General features: G+C 52.0%; 16 protein-coding genes. All 16 read left to right on the top strand.

Annotation, left to right across the window (positions count from 1 at the left end):
• The first annotated feature begins 25 nt into the window (after window positions 1-25).
• The 16 genes from F0L74_RS27910 (at window position 26) to F0L74_RS27840 (ending at window position 20,911) form a co-directional block, all read left to right on the top strand.
• Window positions 26-598: a Pvc16 family protein gene (locus F0L74_RS27910; protein ID WP_149841185.1), complete on the top strand. Its 573-nt coding sequence runs from the start codon at window positions 26-28 to the stop codon at window positions 596-598.
• 110 nt (window positions 599-708) lie between these two features.
• Window positions 709-1,452, top strand: a complete 744-nt coding sequence (locus F0L74_RS27905; protein ID WP_149841184.1) for a hypothetical protein — start codon at window positions 709-711, stop codon at window positions 1,450-1,452.
• 20 nt (window positions 1,453-1,472) lie between these two features.
• Complete coding sequence (locus tag F0L74_RS27900) at window positions 1,473-2,975, top strand: phage tail sheath family protein (protein WP_149841183.1); 1,503 nt, start codon at window positions 1,473-1,475, stop codon at window positions 2,973-2,975.
• A 48-nt stretch (window positions 2,976-3,023) separates the two neighbouring features.
• Window positions 3,024-3,512, top strand: coding sequence for a phage tail protein (locus F0L74_RS27895; RefSeq protein WP_149841182.1), 489 nt, complete (start codon window positions 3,024-3,026; stop codon window positions 3,510-3,512).
• A 22-nt stretch (window positions 3,513-3,534) separates the two neighbouring features.
• Window positions 3,535-3,999, top strand: coding sequence for a phage tail protein (locus tag F0L74_RS27890; RefSeq protein ID WP_149841181.1), 465 nt, complete (start codon window positions 3,535-3,537; stop codon window positions 3,997-3,999).
• A gap of 3 nt (window positions 4,000-4,002) precedes the next feature.
• Window positions 4,003-4,173: a DUF5908 family protein gene (locus F0L74_RS33405; protein ID WP_188316203.1), complete on the top strand. Its 171-nt coding sequence runs from the start codon at window positions 4,003-4,005 to the stop codon at window positions 4,171-4,173.
• Between the two features lie 3 nt (window positions 4,174-4,176).
• Complete coding sequence (locus F0L74_RS27885) at window positions 4,177-4,869, top strand: CIS tube protein (RefSeq protein ID WP_149841180.1); 693 nt, start codon at window positions 4,177-4,179, stop codon at window positions 4,867-4,869.
• Window positions 4,870-4,873: 4 nt separating this feature from the next.
• A complete protein-coding gene (gene vgrG / locus F0L74_RS27880) occupies window positions 4,874-6,688 on the top strand; it encodes a type VI secretion system tip protein VgrG (RefSeq protein ID WP_149841179.1) in 1,815 nt (604 codons plus the stop codon).
• 47 nt (window positions 6,689-6,735) lie between these two features.
• Window positions 6,736-7,008, top strand: coding sequence for a PAAR domain-containing protein (locus F0L74_RS27875; protein ID WP_246197832.1), 273 nt, complete (start codon window positions 6,736-6,738; stop codon window positions 7,006-7,008).
• A 4-nt stretch (window positions 7,009-7,012) separates the two neighbouring features.
• On the top strand, window positions 7,013-7,435 hold the full coding sequence (locus F0L74_RS27870) for a GPW/gp25 family protein (RefSeq protein WP_149841177.1): 423 nt from the start codon (window positions 7,013-7,015) through the stop codon (window positions 7,433-7,435).
• On the top strand, window positions 7,432-11,253 hold the full coding sequence (locus tag F0L74_RS27865) for a baseplate J/gp47 family protein (RefSeq protein WP_149841176.1): 3,822 nt from the start codon (window positions 7,432-7,434) through the stop codon (window positions 11,251-11,253). The genes F0L74_RS27870 and F0L74_RS27865 overlap by 4 nt, the downstream gene beginning before the upstream one ends.
• Before the next feature lie 13 nt (window positions 11,254-11,266).
• A complete protein-coding gene (locus F0L74_RS27860) occupies window positions 11,267-12,064 on the top strand; it encodes a hypothetical protein (protein WP_149841175.1) in 798 nt (265 codons plus the stop codon).
• Between the two features lie 17 nt (window positions 12,065-12,081).
• Window positions 12,082-14,742, top strand: a complete 2,661-nt coding sequence (locus F0L74_RS27855) for a baseplate wedge protein (protein WP_149841174.1) — start codon at window positions 12,082-12,084, stop codon at window positions 14,740-14,742.
• The gene (locus F0L74_RS27850; RefSeq protein WP_149841173.1) at window positions 14,739-18,746 is read left to right on the top strand and encodes a contractile injection system tape measure protein; all 4,008 of its coding nucleotides are present in this window, start codon (window positions 14,739-14,741) and stop codon (window positions 18,744-18,746) included. The genes F0L74_RS27855 and F0L74_RS27850 overlap by 4 nt, the downstream gene beginning before the upstream one ends.
• Window positions 18,743-20,086, top strand: coding sequence for an ATP-binding protein (locus F0L74_RS27845; RefSeq protein ID WP_246197831.1), 1,344 nt, complete (start codon window positions 18,743-18,745; stop codon window positions 20,084-20,086). The genes F0L74_RS27850 and F0L74_RS27845 overlap by 4 nt, the downstream gene beginning before the upstream one ends.
• Window positions 20,087-20,311: 225 nt before the next feature.
• Window positions 20,312-20,911 (top strand): FMN-dependent NADH-azoreductase, encoded by a 600-nt coding sequence (locus F0L74_RS27840; protein ID WP_149841171.1) that lies wholly within the window; start codon window positions 20,312-20,314, stop codon window positions 20,909-20,911.
• Window positions 20,912-21,166: the final 255 nt, after the last annotated feature.

Here is a 21,166-nt window from a genome sequence, read left to right as displayed (position 1 = left end):
CCTATTGGCAGAAATTTAAATTTGGATGATCTATGAGACCTTAGTCTGCATTACAGAAGAGATTAATAACAACTTTAAGAGGAATCTTCAGACGAACGAGGAAAAAGTGATCTTATCCGGCATCATGAACCAGGATGGTTCTGTGGCTATACAGGGTGAGAATAAGATTGTTGTCACATTGTTGAATGTTGAAAAAGACACGATCGGTAAAGGCGCGACAGGCGCTGCAGCCGGCGTGACTATGCCGAATACCGCCGCAGCTGTTAATATTAATCTCTACGTGTTATTTTCCGCGTACTTCAGTAGTGGTAACTACCCGGAGGCGCTTCGTTTCATCTCTTTTGTAGTTGCCTATTTCCAGTCAAAGAATGTTTTCACGCGGGCTAATACCCCGGGTATGGATAAACGTATCGGAAAACTGATCGTTGAAATGGAAAGTCCCGGAGCAGACAAGCTGAATAACATATGGACCACACTGGGCGCTAAATACATGCCCTCCGTAGTGTACAAGGTGCGTATGCTCTCATTTGATGATTCTATTATTAAGGAGTACAGGCCTGGTGTGTCGGATGCCACCGGCAACATGGGAACTGTATAGCTAGCTAACACCATGACGAATTTAATGCAGTGAAGTATGAGATCTTAACCGCCGTCTATTACCGTCATACGTTTTTTACAAGGCCCGGCTTTGAAGGATTAAAGGTCAGTGTGCCTGCACCTACAACAAAATGTCTGCTGCAGAACGGTTTACTGGTAAAACCGCTGCGGGATGGCTTCCTGCTGTTGTATGAAACAACGCGTGCCGGTAATAACCGTAGCAGGGAAACCCTGCTAAAGGACCCTGTTTGCCTGTCGTTTGACCTGGCGCTCACCGACCAGCTGTTCTATAATTATACACAGATGGATGCGGTAGCCGTGGCAGACAATTTCTTTTTTTTCAGCAATGATCCACAGGCAGCGCCCGGCGTGCTGCACTGGGATAGTTATGTCAGCGCTTTGGACCTGCAGCACGTATCCGTACTGCAGGAAAGGCCGTTGACCAAACCTTTTGGCCGTATTGTATTGCAGCTGGATAAAGACCTGCAGCCATCCTATGATATCCGTTTCCAGGCCAGAGCTACACGTTGGTGTTATTTCCTGATGAGCGACGGATTGCGGGCCCTGGCCCGGCCGGCAGTGATCAGTACGAACGGCAGCGGCGCTTTTGAGCCGGCTGTACAGGTATCCCTGCCCAATACGGGCCTGGTGCCGGTGTTTATCTCCGTGAGCCCGTTGCCCCTGGCAACTGCAGCTCCGCCCGTGTTTCAGCTGGTGGACTATTCCGCGTTTGAAGAGGACCGTTACAAGGTGATCATCTCCGCATTACCGGCCCCGGACATTAGCAGGATCTCCAATGCAGCTGCCGCATTATATAAGGACAGGAATGATTACTCTGAAATATTTTTATACTAAACGCTCAAAATCCATTCAATATGCCTTCAACACTCATGACCCCCGGGGTATACATTGAGGAAAAGAACGCCTTCCCAAGTTCGATTACCGCCGTGGCTACCGCCGTTCCCGTTTTCATTGGCTATACGCAGAAAGCAGAACGGAACGGTAAATCCCTGGTACACAAACCTACCAGGATCACTTCTTTTGCCGAGTACTTAGAAAACTTTGGCAGCGGGTTTAAACCTAAATACTCCCTGGGTGATCCCGATCCCAAGGTGAAACAGGAGACCTTTAACATCAATGGTAAACCTACCATCGTAAAGCTGAATGACAAGAACACTGCTTACATGTACAGCAGCATCCGCTTGTTCTTCGCCAACGGCGGCAGCGTTTGCTACATCCTGGCAGTAGGCACCTATGGCGCTACACCGGATGGTTTTGATATTGCGGCAGACGATATCATTGGCTCTGACAGCAAGCCCAATGTATTCGAGATCCTGGAAAAAGAACCGGAGCCTACCCTGATCGTGATCCCGGATGCGATTGCGCTGGGAGAAGATTGTTACACCACTATCTACACACAGGTGCTGAACCATTGCGCTGCTATGCAGAGCCGTTTTGGCATCTTTGACCTGGTGAAACAACTGCCCGCCAATACTACCGATGAGGTGGTGACCGCTTTCCGCGACAAAATAGGGATCAACTTCCTGAACTATGGCGCCGCCTATTATCCCTGGCTGAAGACCGCTGTAGTACAGCCGGACGAAGTAAGCTTCGAGAACCTGGACGCTTCCATCGACCTGGCCACACTGCTGCCGGAACCTGCCGCCGCCGTGATCGTAGGGAAATATAAAGCCAATGCTACCCCGGATGATAGCGCCAAAAAGAACTATCATCAATCCCTGAAGGCTGCCAGCCCTACCTATGTGCACATCCTGGAAGAGCTGCGCGCCAATATGAACGAGCTGCCTGCCAGCGCCGCTATGGCTGGTCTTTATACAATGGTAGACGCTTCCCGCGGTGTATGGAAAGCGCCGGCTAACGTATCTGTAAGCATGGTGAATGCACCGGCGGTGAACATCTCCCATGAAGAACAGCAAAGCCTGAACGTAGATATCATCGGCGGTAAGTCCATCAACGTGATCCGTCCTTTCCCGGGCGTAGGTACGCTGGTATGGGGCGCCCGCACGCTGGACGGCAACAGCCAGGACTGGCGTTATATCAACGTAAGGCGTACGCTTATCATGATCGAGCAGTCCGTTAAGCTGGCTACCCGTACTTATGTATTTGAGCCCAATGATGCCGCTACCTGGATCTCCCTGAAGACCATGATCAGCGCATTCCTGGAAAACCTCTGGAAACAGGGCGCATTGGCAGGCGCAGCACCCGGCGCCGCATTTGATGTACAGGTTGGCTTAGGCGCCACTATGACGCCGCAGGATATCCTGGATGGTAAGATGCTGGTAACCGTGAAAGTAGCGTTAACACGCCCTGCGGAGTTTATCGTGATCACATTCCAGCAGCAAATGCAACAGTCTTAATGGACGGTGGTTTGTTCTTTTTCCTTAAAACCTTAATAAAATACTATCATGGCAGATTTGAAAACCGATGGCTCAGGCCAGTCAGCCAATATATGGCCCTTAGTTAAATTCGCGTTCAAAGTTCAATGGGACGGAACCGAGATCATATTCCAGGAAGTAAGCGGCCTTTCCTCAGAAACACAGATCATTGAATACCGTGGCGGCAGCAGCCTCACTTATTCTACAGTGAAAATGCCGGGTATCAAGAAATTTGGCAACATCACTTTCAAGAAAGGCACGTTCCAGAACGATGCTACCCTGTGGAAGATGTATGCAGGCGACGCAGGTATCAAGATGAATACCATCAAACGCGCCAGCGTTACCATCAGCCTGCTGGATGAAACCGGCGCAGTGGCCATGAGCTGGTCTTTGCTGAATGCTTTCCCGGTGAAACTGCAGGTAACAGATATGAAATCAGACGCCAACGAGGCTGCCATTGAAACAATGGAAGTAGCGCATGAAGGCCTGACCATCATAGAGCCCGCTTTAAAATCCTAACGGCTTAAAACATTAATGTGATATGCCACCAGGCCAAACAACCGCTGCGCTTCCTCCTTTCCCGCCCGTTGCGTTCCACTTTGGTGTGATCGTGGACGGGTTTACCGGGGCTAATGAAGGAAGTTTCCAGGAAGTAAGTGGTCTTTCCGTGAAGATAACACCCATGGAAATAAAGGAGGGGGGGGAGAACCGGTTTATACGCCGGTTGCCCACTCCTCCTAAATATGAGAACCTTGTGCTGCGGCGTGGTATGCTCATAGGCTCGCAACTGACCCAATGGGTAAGGACGAGCCTTACGCAATTCACCTTTACGCCAGCGCAGGTAACGCTGAACCTCCTGGATGGCGATGGCAGTATCCTGGCCACCTGGAAGTTCCAGAACGCTTATCCGGTAGGGCTCAAGATAAACGACCTTAAGTCAACGGATAATAACGTGGTAGTGGAATCACTGGAGCTGGCCTTTGAATATTTTGAGCAAACACTGTAAGTTATGCCTTTAGAGATACGTGAGCTGGTCATTAAAGTGACCATTGATGAACAGGCGCCCAAAGCGGCCGTGAACGGCATCAGCAGCAAAGAGCTGCAGGCGCTGAAGGAAAAGATCGTACGTGAGTGTATGGATAATCTGACCGCTAACAGGGAGTTTTTATCAACCAGGTAAAATATGGCTAATCCATCCACATCATCCGCGGGCTCGCTTGTTAAACTAATGATAAAAGGGTATTCAGATCCCAAGGCCACCTCTAACCTGGTGGGCCAGGTGAATGCCGTTATCAACCCGGAGACCTATACCCTAAGCTATAATATAGCTTATATGGACTCCAAGACCCTGGGGCAGCCCGGGCCTACGCAGATCTTTTCCCGCATGGACTCCGGCGATTTTGAGCTGGAGCTGCTGGCGGATGGCACCGGCATTGTGCCCCTGCCTTCCAGTCAGCCCACCGTAGACGCCTATGTGCAAAAGGTAAAGAGCGTAGTATACAGCTACCAGGGCACTCAGCACCGGCCTAATTACCTGCGCATTACCTGGGGAAAATCTATTTTCCGGGGCGTGTGCAAGAATATAACCGTTAAGTACACCCTGTTTAAACCGGATGGCTCCGCCCTGCGGGCGCTCATCAAACTGAGCCTGTCAGAATCCGTGCCCTTTGAAACAAAGGTGCAGGAGGCGCAGGCCAGCTCGCCGGACCTTACGCATATACGCACAGTAAAAGCCGGAGATACGTTACCGTTGATGACGTACCGCATCTACGGCGAATCTGTGCATTATATGGAAGTGGCCAGGATCAATGGCTTAAACAGTATACATGATATAAAACCCGGCGATGAGTTGTATTTTCCGCCATTAAAGCAATAATCCAATGCCTGGAATTATCCCAACTAACGTACAGGATCCTACGTTACGCGTAACTGTCACCGCTAACGGAACTGCCATACAGGACCAGTTCCAGCTGGTATCTATACAGGTGCATCATGAGATCAACCGGATCTCCTGGGCAGAGCTGGTGCTGCTGGATGGCACTACCACGGAAACGGAAGACGGCGTTATAGGCGATTTTCCGGCCAGTGAGAGCGATAATTTTGTGCCCGGCGCTGCCATTGTGGTAACCGCCGGTTATGGCGTTACTCCGGGTACGCAGATCTTTTCCGGCATCATCGTAAAACAGGCCATACAGGCCAGGGAGAACGGCACTTTTACGCTCACCATCACCTGCAAGCATAAGGCGGTTAAGATGACCATCAATAAAAAGGATGCGGTATTCATGAACCAGCTGGACAGCGCTGTCATGTCAACCCTGATAGGCAACTATGGCTTGAGCGCTACGGTGACCGCCACCAGCGATACGTATGAGACCATGTTCCAGAAGTTTGCCACGGACTGGGATTTTTTACTGGCGCGCGCAGAGTTCAATGGTTACCTGGTAACGCTGGGGGATGACGCCGTAACGGTGGCCCCGCCGGCCATGTCCGGTGCTGCCGTGTTAACGGTAGGTTTTGGACAGTCTATGAACAGCTTCCAGGCGGAGATGAGCGCGGAGCGACAGGCAGAATCGCTGACAGCCAAGGCATGGGACCCGCAGACCCTCGCGCTGCTGGAATCCAGCGGTACGGAGCCCACGCTGAGCGAGCAGGGAAACCTGACTGCTAAAACCCTGGGCACTAAACTATCGCAAACTGCGCTTACCCTGGTATCCAACTCCCCCTTAACAACGGCGGAGCTGAAAACCTGGGCAGACAGCACCTTATTGCGTATGCGCCTGCAGGCTATACGGGGAAAGGTTTCCTTTATGGGCAATGCCAGCGCCGCGCCCAACACCATCCTGGAATTATCCGGCGTAGGCGCCCGTTTTGATGGCAGCGCCTATATAACGGCTGTTACCCATATGCTGAAGGATGGGGAGTGGGAGACCACCTGCAAATTTGGGCTGGACAGCACGCCTATCTACCAGCGGGAGCAATTCTCCTACGAGCCCGCCAATGGCCAGCTGCCCGCCATACATGGCCTGCAGCTGGGCGAGGTGGTAAGCATCTCATCTGACCCCAACGCCGAATACCGGGTGCAGGTAAAGATGGGCTCTACCGCAGACGGGCAAACGGGCACCTGGGCACGGATGGCCAGCTATTACGCCACCGCCGGATCAGGCAACGTATTTTACCCGGAAGTAGGGGATGAGGTGGTGATAGGTTTTGTAGAGAGCGACCCCCGTTTTCCCGTGATCCTGGGCAGCCTTTTCAGCAAAGGCAAAACGCCGCCCATTACGCCGGCGGATAATACCAATGCCAATAAAGGCCTGTATACCAAAAGCAAGATGAAGATCACGTTCGATGAAACGAACAAGATCATCACGATAGCCACGCCCGGCGGCAACTCCATTACGATGGACGATACGGGCATGAGTATAGAAATAAAAGATATGAACTCGAACAGTATCAAAACATCGGCCTCCGGGGTGGAGATCACCAGCGCGGCCAATGTGATGATCAAAGCTACAGGCAGCATCACATTGAACGGCACAGGAGGCGTAACCGTTACCTCGCCGGCCAATGTGGCGGTGAACGGTATGAACATCAACCAATCCGCCACCGCGGCGCTTTCTGCCACCGGCGCCAGTTCCGCCACGCTTTCTTCCGGAGGCGTGATGACGATCATGGGCGCTACGGTGATGATTAATTAATTACTAATTAAGATTTTATGGGTCAACCCGCTGCAAGAATAACAGATATGCATACCTGTCCAATGGTGACGCCCGGTTTGCCGCCTATACCACATGTAGGCGGTCCGGTAATAGGCCCGGGTATGCCCAATGTGCTGATAGGTAAACTGCCGGCCGCCTGTTTGGGCGATATGGCCGTGTGCGTAGGCCCGCCGGACGCTATCGTAAAAGGCTCTGCCACCGTTTTCATAGGCGGGCGCCCTGCCGCGCGTATGGGCGATACCACGGCGCATGGCGGCACTATTGTGCTGGGTTTTCCCACTGTATTGATAGGAGGATAATTTAATGGCAAAAGAGATACAATCATTTTTAGGAACGGGCTGGAGCTTTCCCCCTTCCTTTGATAAACTGGACGCCAGCGTGCTGATGGTGTCTGATGTAGCGGATATCGAGGAGAGCATCCGTATCATACTCAGCACACTGCCGGGCGAGCGCCTGATGCAACCGGATTTTGGCTGCGATATAAAACAGCTGGTATTTGAGATTGTGGACTCTGCGATGATCAGCGAGCTGAATCATATCATCTACCATGCGCTGCTGCAATATGAGCCGCGCGTGCGTTTTATTGACGCTGATGTGATAGACCGCAGCCAGGAAAAAGGCGCCCTGTACATGCAGATCAATTACAGCATTATTGCTACTAACACAAGACACAACATGGTATATCCCTTCTACTACCTGGAAGGCACCAACATAAGCGGCGGATGAGTAATTTCTTTGAACATATTCAGGACGGCATCAGCCAGCTGGAGAGGCAACTCGAAGCCCTGGCGCCGGACTATGTGAAAGTGGATGAAAGATCGCCGCAGGAATTATTACAATTACTCACCCACCTGTCTTCCCAGTTTAATTATTACGATTTTCAGAATCGTATCAACGGCAACTGGGAAGAGTTCTTTCATGCAGACCTGGTCGTGATGCTGATCACTGCCGGGGCATTGGATTTTAGCCCCTTCGAAGCCGCGTTCCTGCGCATCCGTGAGGACCTGCACAACGCTACCGGCGACGATACCTTATTTGAGCATACCCGTGAGCTGTTCCTGCTGTTATACCGGCTGGGTATGGTGCTGATGGATACGCTGCGCAAGCTGCAGCAATCTGATAAGACCTACCGCATCTGGACTTACCTGGAGCAGGTAATGGGCACGCTGGAGGATGATATGATCCGCCTGCACCGTTTTGAGTACCAGGTAATGCAACTGTTCCCGCGGCAGGTAGCGCTGCATGGCCACCGCCTGCGCCCGCTGGAAATGACGCAGGCCCTGCGGCAGCTGTATACCCGCGCTTTTGAGAACCCCGGCGAGGGAACGGAGGTGTTTGAAGGGTTCTTTTCGCTGAACGCCATCTATGATACGTTACGCTCCAAGTTCTACCAGATCACCAGCTCCGCTCCCTACTACCTGAAGAATGAGCTAAAGGATATGCAGCATAGCCCGCATATGGGCCTGATCCTTACATTTATTGAGCTTTATGGGCACCTGCAGCAGTTGGCCAACCGCCTGCCCAAAAGGCATCTGGATTTTTACTACCGCCAGGTGCTGGGCCTGGAGCCTTTAAAGGCCACGCCAGACCGGGTGCATCTGTTCCTGGAGGCGGCGCCGCTAGCGCATACTTTTACTATAGAAAAGGGGCAGTTGCTGCTGGCCAATACGCCTGCACGTAAAGAGCCGTTGTTATATACATTGCTGGATAATGTGAAGGTGCACAATGTAAAGATCATGTCGCAGCATACGCTGTTCGTGAGCGATTACCTGCAGATCACCGCGCCGCCCGGCGGCGCCCGGGATATCCGCGAAGCGCAGGCTTACCTGGCTATACCGCCGGTAATACCCGCCGCGGATTATGAGAAGGAGAGCACAGTGATCAAACCCTGGCCGGTGCTGGGAGAGGATCAGCATGATCTGTCGCCCTCCCGCCGTACCATGATGGATACGGATATGGGTTTTATCATCGGCTCGCCGGTGATGTACCTGCATGATGGCAACCGGGCATTCCAGATAAAGCTGTTCTTTGAGCCGGATACCTTTGCCGTGTTTGTGGAGTATGTAAAGAACTTTGTAGCGGTAACCGGCCGCAATGAGTCTGTATTGCTCACACAATTATTATCCGGCGCATTCCTGCTGTACTATACCACGGAGAAGGGCTGGGACCCCATCGGCTCCTTTAGCGTTAACAGTAATATAGACAGCAATACGGATCACTGTATTGATATCAATTTTGTGCTGGACGCCAGGGATAAAGGCTGGACCAATTTTGACAGCAAGGTGCATGGCGATAGCATTAGCTCCGCTTTGCCTTTACTGAAAGTGCTGCTGAATAATGCCAGCTTCCATCATCCGTATTCATTCCTGCGTGGCCTGTTACTGGAGCGGGTGCATGTGAAGGTGAAAGTGACAGGGCATAAATATTTTAAGCTGCAGAACAATATAGGGCCGCTGAACCAGGATCAGTCTTTCCTGATCTTTGGCCCCCAGCCTTATGTAGGCGCTTACCTGGACATAAAGAACAGCAATATCTTTAACCGTTTTACCCAGGACTTTACTATACAGCTGGAATGGCTGAACCTGCCCCGTGACATCAATGGCTTTAATGCTTATTATGAGGCTTATGAGGCCGGGTTAGATAATACGGCCTTTAAGGTAGGCATCAGCGGCCTGGGTAACGGGCGCTACTCACCGGAAAGAAGCAAGCAGCAGCTGCTGCCGTTATTCCGTACCGTAATAGATAAGGAGGGCAACAGTTACTTGTCTGATGTTACCGTGTTACAGAACGTGGACTTTGACAAACTCTCCTTTACCAATGATATGCTCATGAGCGCTGAATGGGCGCCGGACGTATCTATATTCAAGGAAGGGGGCGTGCGGCTGGAGCTGGCTGCCCCGGCGGAAGCCTTTGGTCACCGCCTGTTTGGGCAGGTGTTCCCGGAGGTGGTGATGTATAATGCACAAAAGGGATGGTTGCCAAAGAAGAAGAAGCAGGTGCCCAATATGCCTTATTCGCCCATGCTGCAGTCCATTTCCATCAACTATACGCTGGAGCATATGGAAGCGCTGCGTATTGTGAAGGACGAAGCAGACGGGGATGGGCTGGATGTGTTCCATGCCATGCCATCCGGCAACCGGAAGATCTATCCGGCAACTGGCAGCAACTCTTTTCCCCTGCTGCCTGTAGCGCCGGATATGGCCAATCTCAGTATCGGCTTCGATAAGTTATATCCCAATGAAGAGCTGTCGCTGCTGTTCCAGCTGGAAGAAAAACACTATAGCGCGGCAGCCGGCGGTGTTACGCCTTTGAAATGGAGTTACCTGGATAACAACCAGTGGATACCGTTTGAAAGGACACAACTGTTATCTGACGATACCAATAACCTGCTAAAGAGCGGCATCATTAAGATCCGGGTACCCTCTGGCGTGCGTAATGGCAATACCATGCTGGACCCCGCGCTGTACTGGATCCGCATATCATCTGCCGTTGATCCTACGGGTAATAATCCGCGGGTGATAGGCATTTTTCCGAATGCGGTGGTAGCAGAAAGACTGGTAACGGATGACGGGCAATCGCTGGATGAGACGCTGTCCATAGCGCCTTTTTCCATCAAGAAGTTCAAAACAGATAATAAGAGCATACAACAGGTATGGCAGCCCTTTGCTTCTTTTGGCGGGCGCCCCCAGGAAACAGAAACGGAGTATTACACCCGCGTAAGCGAGCGCCTGCGGCATAAGCAGCGGCCAATGCTGGGCGTGGATATAGCACAGGTATTATTGCAGGAGTTCCCGGAACTGCTGATCGTAAAAAGCCTGTGTATTGATGACAGCCGGCTGCGGCATATGCCGGAACAGCCGGATGTAAGTATTGTGGTGGTGCCGGCCCCGCCCAAAGCAGGCGGACAGTACAACACACTGGAGCCCAAAGTGGACCTGGCCACACTGTACCGGATACAAGGATTTATACAACGCGCTATCTCTCCCTTTGTAAAAGCAGAAATACGGAACCCGGTCTATGAGCGGGTGAAAGTGGTATGTAAGGTGCGGTTTGCCGGCATGGACGATTATAATGATAACCTGTACCTGCAGAAACTGCATGAAGACATTAAACATTATCTGTGCCCCTGGCTGTTTGACGCCGTGCATAATTTTAAGGTAGGCAGCGTGTTGTATACATCGGAGATGTTGAATTTTATTAACCGCCTGCCCTATGTGGATTATGTGACCAGCTTTTCGCTGGTGCATTTCTTTACAGAACGTGACCCCCGCAGCGGCGCGGTAAACTCCAGGGCGCTGGATACCGCCATGGAGGAAGTGGCTTTCATAAGCCCTTCCATACCCGAGGGCGTATTGATCCCCGTGCAGGAGCACCTTATTACCGTGTTGGAAACGCCGTTGTACGAACAGGCTGCTGCGTTGGGTATTGACGGGTTGCAGGTAAGCACGGAGCTGCTGGTAGGGAAAGATAAGGTAGGCGACCCAACGGCGCCCGCAGATCCGCTGGATGAGGAAAGGCTCACGATCACCATTCAACCAAAATAAAATCCTGTGCATTATGAGTGCCAAACAGAATAATAAAGTATATGGGCGCGAAGAGCTCAAACAATATTTCCGGAATGGTAAGATGCCCACGGAGAGCCATTTTGGCTACCTGATAGACTCTACCATCAACAAACAGGAAGATGGTTTTTCCAGGGATGAGGAGAACGGTTTGCGTATAGCGGCCCTGGGCGCTTCCAAAAACCTGGTGTCTTTTTACAAGGCGGCCAATGAGCTGCAGCCTTTTTTCCAGGTGGCCAAGGACGAGCAGGAATCGCCCGGTTTGCGCCTGCAACCTAATAACGGCGCTACAGACCCACAGGAAGTAGACGCCAGCAGCTTTTTCTTCCATATGGATGGAAAGCTGGGTGTTGGCAAAAAATGCGATCCTAATTTCCGGATGGATGTAAATGGATTTGTGGGGATGGAAGGACGGATGGGCACTTTTAAAACCGGCCGCGTGCTGGCAGACGGTAAATGGCATCCTATACTGGAAGACCTGGATAACTGCCAGGCTTTTGAGGTGATGGCCCGTACCGGTCTTAAACATGCAGGCCGCCATGCCATTACGCATGCTTATGCCCTTAGCGCATTTGCCAGCCCGTTTAATAAGATCCGGCAAACCTGCTCTTACCACGGGTTTTTCTGGAATAAGATCAAGCTGCGCTGGAGTGGCCGCACACATAGCTACCAGCTGCAGATCCGTACCAACAGCAACTATGGACAGGGCGTGGAGATCTTCTACCATATTACCCGCCTGTGGGCAGACGAGCTGTTTATGACGGATGATTATTACTACAAGAACGGACGATGAACAATAAACATTAGACCATGGCTGCACAGAAACCAGTTGTTATAGAGCGGCATCCCGCCCGGCTGCCTGCATTTGACTACGAGCAATTGCGGAAGGAAGCCATTGCGCAGGTGCAGGAACTATCCGGCAAGATCTGGACGGATTATAACCTGCACGACCCCGGCGTAACGATACTGGAGCAGCTATGTTTTGCCATTACAGACCTGGCCTACCGTACCGCATTCCCCATTGATGAAATACTGGCAGATAAACACGGGAATATAGACCCGCTGCAGCATGCTTTTTTTGCCAAGGCCGCTATCCTGAGCACCTGCCCGGTAACCGTTAACGATTACCGTAAACTGCTGCTGGATGAGATAGAAGAGGTAGAGAACGTGTGGATAGAGCCCATACAATCCCTGGAGCAATATGGCAGCACCAAAGGCGTATACCGGGTATTCCTGCAGATAGTGGACACTATGGTAGACGCTGTGCTGGCAGATAAAGATACCCTGTTACCGATAGTGGAGAAAGTGGAGCGCACGCTGAAGCTGAACCGTAACCTGGGCGAAGATATAGAAGAGATACTGGTGCTGAAACCGGAGGAAATATTTATAAAAGCAGAGCTGGTAGTAGATAGCCGCTATGATGCACAGGAGCTGATGGCGCGCATCTGCAACGCTTTTGAATTTGTAATGCACCCGCCGGTACGGTTCTTTACAGAGGCAGAGCTCAAGAGCAAAGGGTATGCCGTAGAGGATATTTACAGCGGCCCTTTACTAAAGAAAGGATTTATTATAGATGAAGACCTGCGGCCACGCGTAGATATGGTAGACCCGGCAGAGCTGGTGAAATCCGTATCGCAGGTGGCTGGGGTGATAAAAGTAAAATCATTATACATAGCCGGCGCAGACGGTGAGTTCACCGGCCGGCCCATGACGCTGGAGAAAATGCGGTACCCGCTTTTCCAGGTACGCAGTACGCAGAACGATATTAAGATCATTAGCGATAAATACGAATACCGTTTAAAGGACATTGCCTTCTGGAATGCTTACCAGAAAATGAAGATCATTGGCCGGCGGCAGTTTGTAGGCCAGCAGGCCGGCGATGAGCATCCGCCGTTAAAGGCAGCCTATCGCAATATTAGCTGGTATCATTCCCTGCAACGCCATTTTCCGGCCATTTATGGCATAGGAGAGCATGGGGTGGATGCAGAGTCCTCTGAGAAGCGTAAGGCGCAGGCAAGGCAGCTAAAAGGTTATCTGCTGTTCTTTGAACAGCTGCTGGCCAACTACCTGGCGCAGCTGGGCAGCATTGGTAATTTCTTTGCCCCGGTAACAGACCCGGAAAAAGCCTTTACCTATGCCGTGCAAGGGCTGTATGATGTGCCCAATGTGCAGCACCTGATAAAAGCCTTTACCGCAGGCATGGGACAAGGGCCGCTGGATTGGGATACATTTACCGCGGATACCGGTAATGCTTATATGAGATCATTACGGGAGGAGCTGGAAACGGATAAGATCTTCCAGGAGCGTAAGCACCAGGTGCTCGACCACCTGCTGGCGCGTTTTAACCTGGTGCTGATGAAATACCCTGTTACCCTGTATGAACATGTATATAATGCCAAAGGCGCCCCGCAACGCCTGAGCCGGGAGCTGTTATGGAAAGCGGATGTACTGTTGCATGCAGAGCAGCTGACCGCGCACCGTTTAAGGACCTATAACTATAACGACGATATTTTTGGCAGCGGCGAATTATCCGGTTATGAAAAATGGCTGTATAAGCTGCTGTATATACCGGACGAAAAGCGTAAATGGCTGAGCGCCGTATTTGATACGGACGAAATGAAGGTAACGACCAACACCTGGGCGGACCAGGTGTACCAGTGGCAGGTAAAAGATTATGAAGTGAAAGACGAAGTGCTGAAAGTAGCCGTGCAGGACCTGCCGGAAACGCCCACCGAACTGCCGCCCGTGAAATACGAGTTTGGCAGTCAGCCGGTGTCTTTCCTGCGCCGGGGGCTGGATACGGCCAATTACCGTATTGTATTTGACGAGCAGCACCGCCATCACCTGGTAATATATCAACAAAACCCTAATGAAGTATGGCGTGAAGTGATCCGTACCAATACCCGGGAAGCGGCTGATCATGCGCTAAAGGATATGATCAGCTACTTAAAAAAGCTAAGCACGGACGCGGAAGGGTTTTACCTGGTAGAGCATCAGCTGCTGAAACCCCGCTTTACAGAGCGCCGGTTTGGGTACCGCCTCTACGACAGGAATGGCCAGGTGCTGCGCGAACATCCTTACTGGTATACCTTTGAAGAAAGGGAAGAACAGTTAGCCTCCCTGCAGGACGAAGCGGCTGAAAAGCAGGGATACTTTGAATATTATGTAAAACATGACTACGGCAAACTGCTGCGGGAAGATTTTTACCGTTTTGGGCTCTCGATCGTGCTGCCTTCCTGGCCGGCGCGTTTCCAGCTGGAGGAGTTCCGGACCTTTGCAGTATCGCTGATCCGCGAGCATACCCCCGTACAGTTCCATATACAGTTTAAATGGCTGGGCATTTCCGCTATGCGCAGGTTTGAGGAGCACTACCGGCAATGGTTGCAGGAGCTGCAAAACAGGCAGGATGCACAGTTCCCCGCCGGCGAGCTGGTGAGCTTACTGGCAGCCGATCATTATTTTGACCGATGAGCAGCGCCTACCATATTATCCGGCATTATGCCTTTGATGTGCAGTTCGACACAAGGGCCAGGGCGTATAGCCTGCAGAACCGCATTAGTGAGCTGTTCCGGCAACGGCTTGCTACAGATACAGAGCAGCTGCTGGAGCGGATGGTACCGGAGAACATGATCGCTGTACTGGACCGGCTGGAGCTAGACCTGGGGCGTATACAGCTAAAGGACCTGGAGCAGGAGCTGCCCGTACGGCTAATGGACGCGCTGGAAAAAGCGTTGACCGGCGTATTGAACAGCAGCGTATCCGGCCAGCAATACCAGCTTAGCGGCCCGGTGAACGTAAAACACGGGGATGACCGGTTGCTGGACTGGTTGCATCATTACCTGCTTACCGGTTCATTACCCTGGTGGGCCACCGCCGCGGAGCGCGCGGAGCCGGAACAACCGCTGCTACAGCTGGCCGCCGCTGCCCCCGATAGGCTGGCCGCTTTTTTGCGGCGCATAGCGCAGGCGGAGTATGTACGTAAACGTATCGCCTGGCAGTTCTCCGTAAAAGCCCTGCAGCAGATCGTACAGGTGCTGGAGCCCGCGGAAGCCGCTTTTATATTTGCCTACAGCAAAGAAGTGCTGCAGGTACAGCAGCAGCGGCAGATAGTGCAAACAGAAGGCACTACGCTGGAGAGAGCAGTATGGCTGTTTGTGCTTACCTACCTGGTAACGGAAAGCAGCTCGCAATTTAACCGCAAACAATTTGTGCGCAGTCAGCTATCACAGCTGGCGCGGCATTTTAATATATCGTACGAACAATTACTCCAACTTTTTTACGACGCGCTGAATTTCTATGCACAGCAAGTGAAGGAAAGCAGCGTGGGCGCTTTTATACGTACCCTGTACGAGGAAAGCGCGGGGCTGCCAGCATCCGGCGCTACCCGCCGTTATCAGCGCCGCAGCACAGACCAGCAGGGTATTACCGCTGCGGAGACTACGGAGGAGCAGATCGCTATCCTCCGGTATTACCTGGAACATGGATCCTTTCCCTGGTGGGCGCCGCCGGTATCGCTAACGGTACTATATATGCAGGTGCGCGCGCTGGCCAGGGAGGCCGCTTCGCCTTTACAACGGTTACTGACCACTGTATTACGGCAGCAGACTGCCTGGAAGCGCTGGGTGGAGATCATTAGCGCATCATTGTCCTTATCTTCCGCTGGTTTGGATGCAGCGCCGGATGCGCTGTTACTGCCATTTTTTGATACAGCCGGCGGCCAGCCGGAAGGCGTAGCGTTGTTAACCGGCGCTTCATCTGAACAACAACAGTTACGGGATATCCTGCTGTACCGCCTTATTTATGGCAGCGTGCCCTGGTGGGGCAGCGGTTATGCGCATTTTTCGCTCAACAGCCTGTTGCTGCAATTAATAGAGCAGTGGCCGGAGCAGGCGGTTGCGGTATTTAAATATGCTGGTACTGCGCCCGCCGCTATGGAGCGGTTTATTACCGGCATAGAAGCGCCGGTGTTCTTCCGTATAGCACATATGGCGGGTTTGCCACCGGCGGCGCAGGAGGTATATGAGAGCGTATACGCCTTGCTGCAGCACATTAGCGCCAGCATAGCGCCCGGTACAGGCACAGGGTTGCAATTGCCGCTGAAGAAAGCCTTATGGCAAACCTGGGCGGGCAGCGGTTATATGTCGCTAACATTAGCTGCGTTCATAGATGCGGCCATCCTGTTATGGTCTGAAGACATACATATTATACCCGGCAGCCTGTTGCTGCTGATGAAACATAGTTTGCCGGCTGTAAAGTCTACGTCCGGCCATGACTGGCTGGCCGATCACCTGCAGAAGCTGATGAACAGCCGGGAAACAGAATGGGAAGCCGTTTCCCATATAATGAGCAGGGAATGGGAGCCGGCTGCTGCTGCAGGTTACCATCCCTTACTGCTGCTGGTGCGTAAAGGTATTGTGCCCACGAATGTAACAGAGATGGCCGCCACCGGCCGCACGGTGATGGAATGGCTGCGGGCCTATCTTCGCACGGGCCATTTGCCCGCGGAGGCAGGCGTGCTCAGTGCACAGGAAACCAGCTGGCTGGCGGTAAAGATGCTGGAATGGTTATATGTTAATAACCGCGAAGTATTGCCAGGCGTAGCCGCCGCTGTGGAGGCTGTGCCGGTGACGCTTAACCGCCTGTTTGAGCTATGGCAGCTTACGGGCGCCACCCCGGCGCCCATCCGCGAACTGCTGGCAGGTTGGATGGAGCAGGCGATCACACCGCCGGCATCCGGCACCATGATCGTACGCGATGGTTTGTGGGAAGAAGTAGCAGCCACCGCGCCGGTAGTGTTGCCCGCCACACAACGCAGCAGTTTACCTGCCGCCGCCTCCCGCTTATTGCACCGGCTGCGCCAGTACGAAACCCTGACGCCTTTTTCAGAACAGCAGCACTGGCTGGAACAGGCCGTACAGCTGGTGAGCTATTATCTGGACCGGCAGGAACTGCCGGATCACCTGGGCGTTGTGAGCACCGCTGTAATGCATGAGTTGCTGAAACAGGCGGTATGGGTGCTGTACCGCGAGAAGCCTGCTGTATTATCCCATCTTTTCAGCAGCAGCAATGGGCCGGTAAGCGCGCGTATGCAGGTGTACAACCTGTTTGCCACACCGGCTGGCATACAGGAGATACAGCTGCGGCAAAGCCTGGAGAAATATGCACTGCAGGATAGCCTGCTGTTATTGCAGGAAACTGCCGGCGCGAGCATACACCGTCCTATAGCCGGCTTCCGGGAGGCCATACAGTATTACCAGCAGCAAAGCCGGCAGGAGCGATCATCCTTCTATAAAAAAGTATTTCAACATACAGTGCTGGTACAACATGCCGCACAACAACTGGACGACGCTACTTTCCTGGAGATGATGCAGGATATAGATATAGGCTGGGGACACCCGGCTACCTCCGCATTGAAAGAGCTGCAGCAGCTGCTGGACCTTGTGATCACGGACAGCCAGGAAAGGGAGCAGGTGCGGGTATTATTCCGCCAGTTCCATATCCTGTTGCTGGCCGGGCATTTTACCCTGCACAACGCCCGTGAATATGCACAACGTTTCCTGGCATTTATGGCGGCCAATGGCCATACCGGTATACAACGGCTAACGGGACGTTTGGCGGAGATGAAACAGGAGGCGGCTGCTTCATCGTATCTTCACCTGCGTAATATTTTACCTGCTTTGCAGGAGCAGGCGGCGCAGTATGCGCAGGCGCATACCCGGCAGGAGGAAGTAAGGGACGCCTTGTATGAAAAAGATGTAGAAAGCTTGCTGACGAGTGGTCAATTACATCCGGCACCAGACCAGACAGCCACGGAAACGAATCCCGTGCAGTCTGCGGAACAAGCTGCTACAACGCGCAATATAAACGAAGCCGGTCTGCTGCCGGTCAGGCGCAGGCGGCCGGGGGAAGAAGATCCGCTGGCGCTGCCAGAGCGCCAGGACTGGAAAGAGATCAAAAAGCCCGCGCCGGAAACGATCTATGTGGCCAATGCGGGCCTGGTAGTACTGCATCCGTTCTTAGCCACGGGCTTTCAGCATTTGGGTTATACACAAGGCGGGCAGTTCACGAGCCAGGACGCCAAATACAGGGCGGTACATTTTCTGCAGTATACCGTCACCGGACAGGAGAACCCGCCGGAGCATGAGCTGGTGCTGAATAAGGTACTGTGCAGCATACCGCTGGAAGAACCGGTGCCCCTGGATATTGTGCTCACGGATGCAGAGAAGCAATTGGCCACCGGCCTGTTGAATGCGGTCATACAACAATGGGATAAGATGAAGAATACCTCTATAGAAGGCTTCCGTGGCTCGTTCCTGATCAGGGACGGCGCCCTGCATGAAACAGAGGAGGCTTGGCATCTGCGCGTGGAAACGCGCGGATATGACGTGATCATGCAAACCATGCCCTGGGGCCTGGGCATGATCAAAGCCGCATGGATGGAGAAGATGTTACTCACAGAATGGATCTACGCATGATAAAGGAGAATGCAGATATCCTGCACCGGGAACTGGTGTGGTTTCAGCAGCTAACGGAGCTGCGCATGAAACAGTATTTTGCTGCACAGGGCAGCGAAACCGTAGTGGCGGAAATTCCGGAACCGCCGGCCCTGAACGCCCATGATGCCGTATATGCCAAGATACTGCAGCATTACAACATGAACATGATGGAGCGCGTAGTGGTGCTGCTGGCGCTGCTGCCGCATATCTGTCCGCAATTGCTGGATGTGTTCTTTACCAAGAACGCTACCTATGACCGCGGCTTCACAGAGTTTGGCGGGATAAAAGGCCAGCACCATGGAGGGTTCCTGCCCACAGGCGAAACCGCCGCTTTCCTGTTATCCGCCAACAGCCTGGAACAACGCTTCCGGCTGATAGAGCTGTTTAGCCCGGATCATTTCTTTGCCAAACATTCCATCTTAAAGCTCACACCCGCCCATGCGGATGAGCCCTTATTGAGCGGTACCATCAACCTGTACCCCGAATATCTGAGTTATTTTACAATGGGCACCGCGCATAAACCAGACTATAGCATCAGCTTTCCCGCCAAACGCATCCAGACCAACCAGGAATGGAGCGATCTGGTGCTGGATGACCATACCATGGAAGAGGTAGAGGAGATCCGCGCCTGGATCGAGCACGGCGATACCCTTATGAACGACTGGGGCATGCACCGTAAGATAAAACCCGGCTACCGCAGCCTGTTCTATGGCCCGCCCGGTACCGGTAAATCCATGACCGCCTGCCTGCTGGGTAAATCCTTTGGCATGGATGTTTACCGCATAGACCTGTCCATGATCGTATCCAAATTCATAGGCGAAACAGAAAAGAACCTGGCGCAGGTATTTGACCGCGCTGCCAACCAACAGTGGATCCTGTTCTTTGATGAAGCAGATGCACTGTTTGGTAAACGTACCCAAACCTCTTCTTCCAACGACCGCTATGCCAACCAGGAAGTAGCTTATCTGCTGCAGCGTATCGAGGATTTTCCCGGTATGATCGTACTGGCCACCAACCTCAAAGCCAATATCGATGAAGCATTTGGCCGCCGTTTTCAATCCATGATCTATTTTGCCATGCCGGGGCCTGAGCAGCGTTTGCGGCTGTGGCAACAGGCATTTCCGCCAAATGTACAGCTGGAGGATAAGCTTAACCTGGAGGAGATAGCGAAGAAACATGAGATGGCCGGCGGCGCAATTATTAATATTAGCAGGTATAGTTGTTTGATGGCGTTGAAAAGAGGGAGTACTGTTGTGCTGCAGAAGGATGTGATGGCAGGGATAAGAAAGGAGTTTGGGAAGGAAGGGAAGACGGTGTAAGAATACTAACCAAAATGTTACCACTAACCTATTGTATACTCTGGTCACATCAATCCCGGTAATGAATAATTTTGCATTGTCATTAATGAAACACCCCGGCTAAGAAAGCCGGACTCTCCCACAGTAAATAAGACTTATTGGAGCAGGGCCTTTTAGGCCTTGTGGGAAGGTTTTGCCTGTTCGTGAACGGGGTGTGCTAATTACAAATCTAAAAGCACTTAGATAATGAAAAAGATCTTGCATGTTATTTCAAGTCCGAGGGGCGCGGCCTCTTTGAGTATTAAACTGGGTAATGCGGTTATCGACAAAATTAAAGCAGCTTATCCTGGTAGTGTAGTAAAGGAAAGGAACCTGGCAGAGACCAGCTTCCCGCATCTGGAGGAATCTCATATTGCATCTTTCCATACGCCTCCGGAAAGCAGAACGCCTGCGCTGATAGAAGCTGTACGTCATTCTGATGAAGTGATCGCAGAAGTAAAGGACGCGGATATTATTGTGATTGGCGCGCCGGTATACAATTTCAATGTTCATTCTTCGCTTAAGGCATGGATAGATCACCTGATACGATCCAATGCTACTTTCAAGGTAAGTGAAAAAGGCGTTGAGGGACTGGTGACCGGTAAAAAAGTATATATCGCTTTGTCTTCCGGTGGTGTTTTATCAGAAGGGCCTATGCATAGTCATGACTTTGTACCGCCGTATCTGAAGGCGATCCTTGGCTTTATTGGTTTAACGGATATTACGGTATTCCGTGTGGAGGGCGTATCTATACCCGGTATTCAGGATACTGCCTGGGAGAAAGGAGTAGCGAGTATAGCACTGTAATCCGGTGTTGTCATATAGTCGTTCGTTCAGTGAAAAATGCAGGGGGCTGTTTGTAGGCAGCCCTTTGCTATTTGTAGGAAGAGTTGTTTATGAGTATCAAATAGAGATGGAGAAAAAGGCGTTAACCACGCATTCACTTATTCTTAGCAATGATGACATAACATTGCATCATTCAACCAAACTTTAAAACATGTCCAAAACAAAGAAGAAAGCCATTCGAGTAACACGGCATAAAACACCCAAACTTCCGGAGGT

It is taken from the genome of Chitinophaga agrisoli, from assembly GCF_008386695.1.
Taxonomy (GTDB): domain Bacteria; phylum Bacteroidota; class Bacteroidia; order Chitinophagales; family Chitinophagaceae; genus Chitinophaga; species Chitinophaga agrisoli.
The sequence above is the reverse complement of the archived record's forward strand: the minus strand, read 5'-3'. Positions and strand labels throughout refer to the sequence as shown.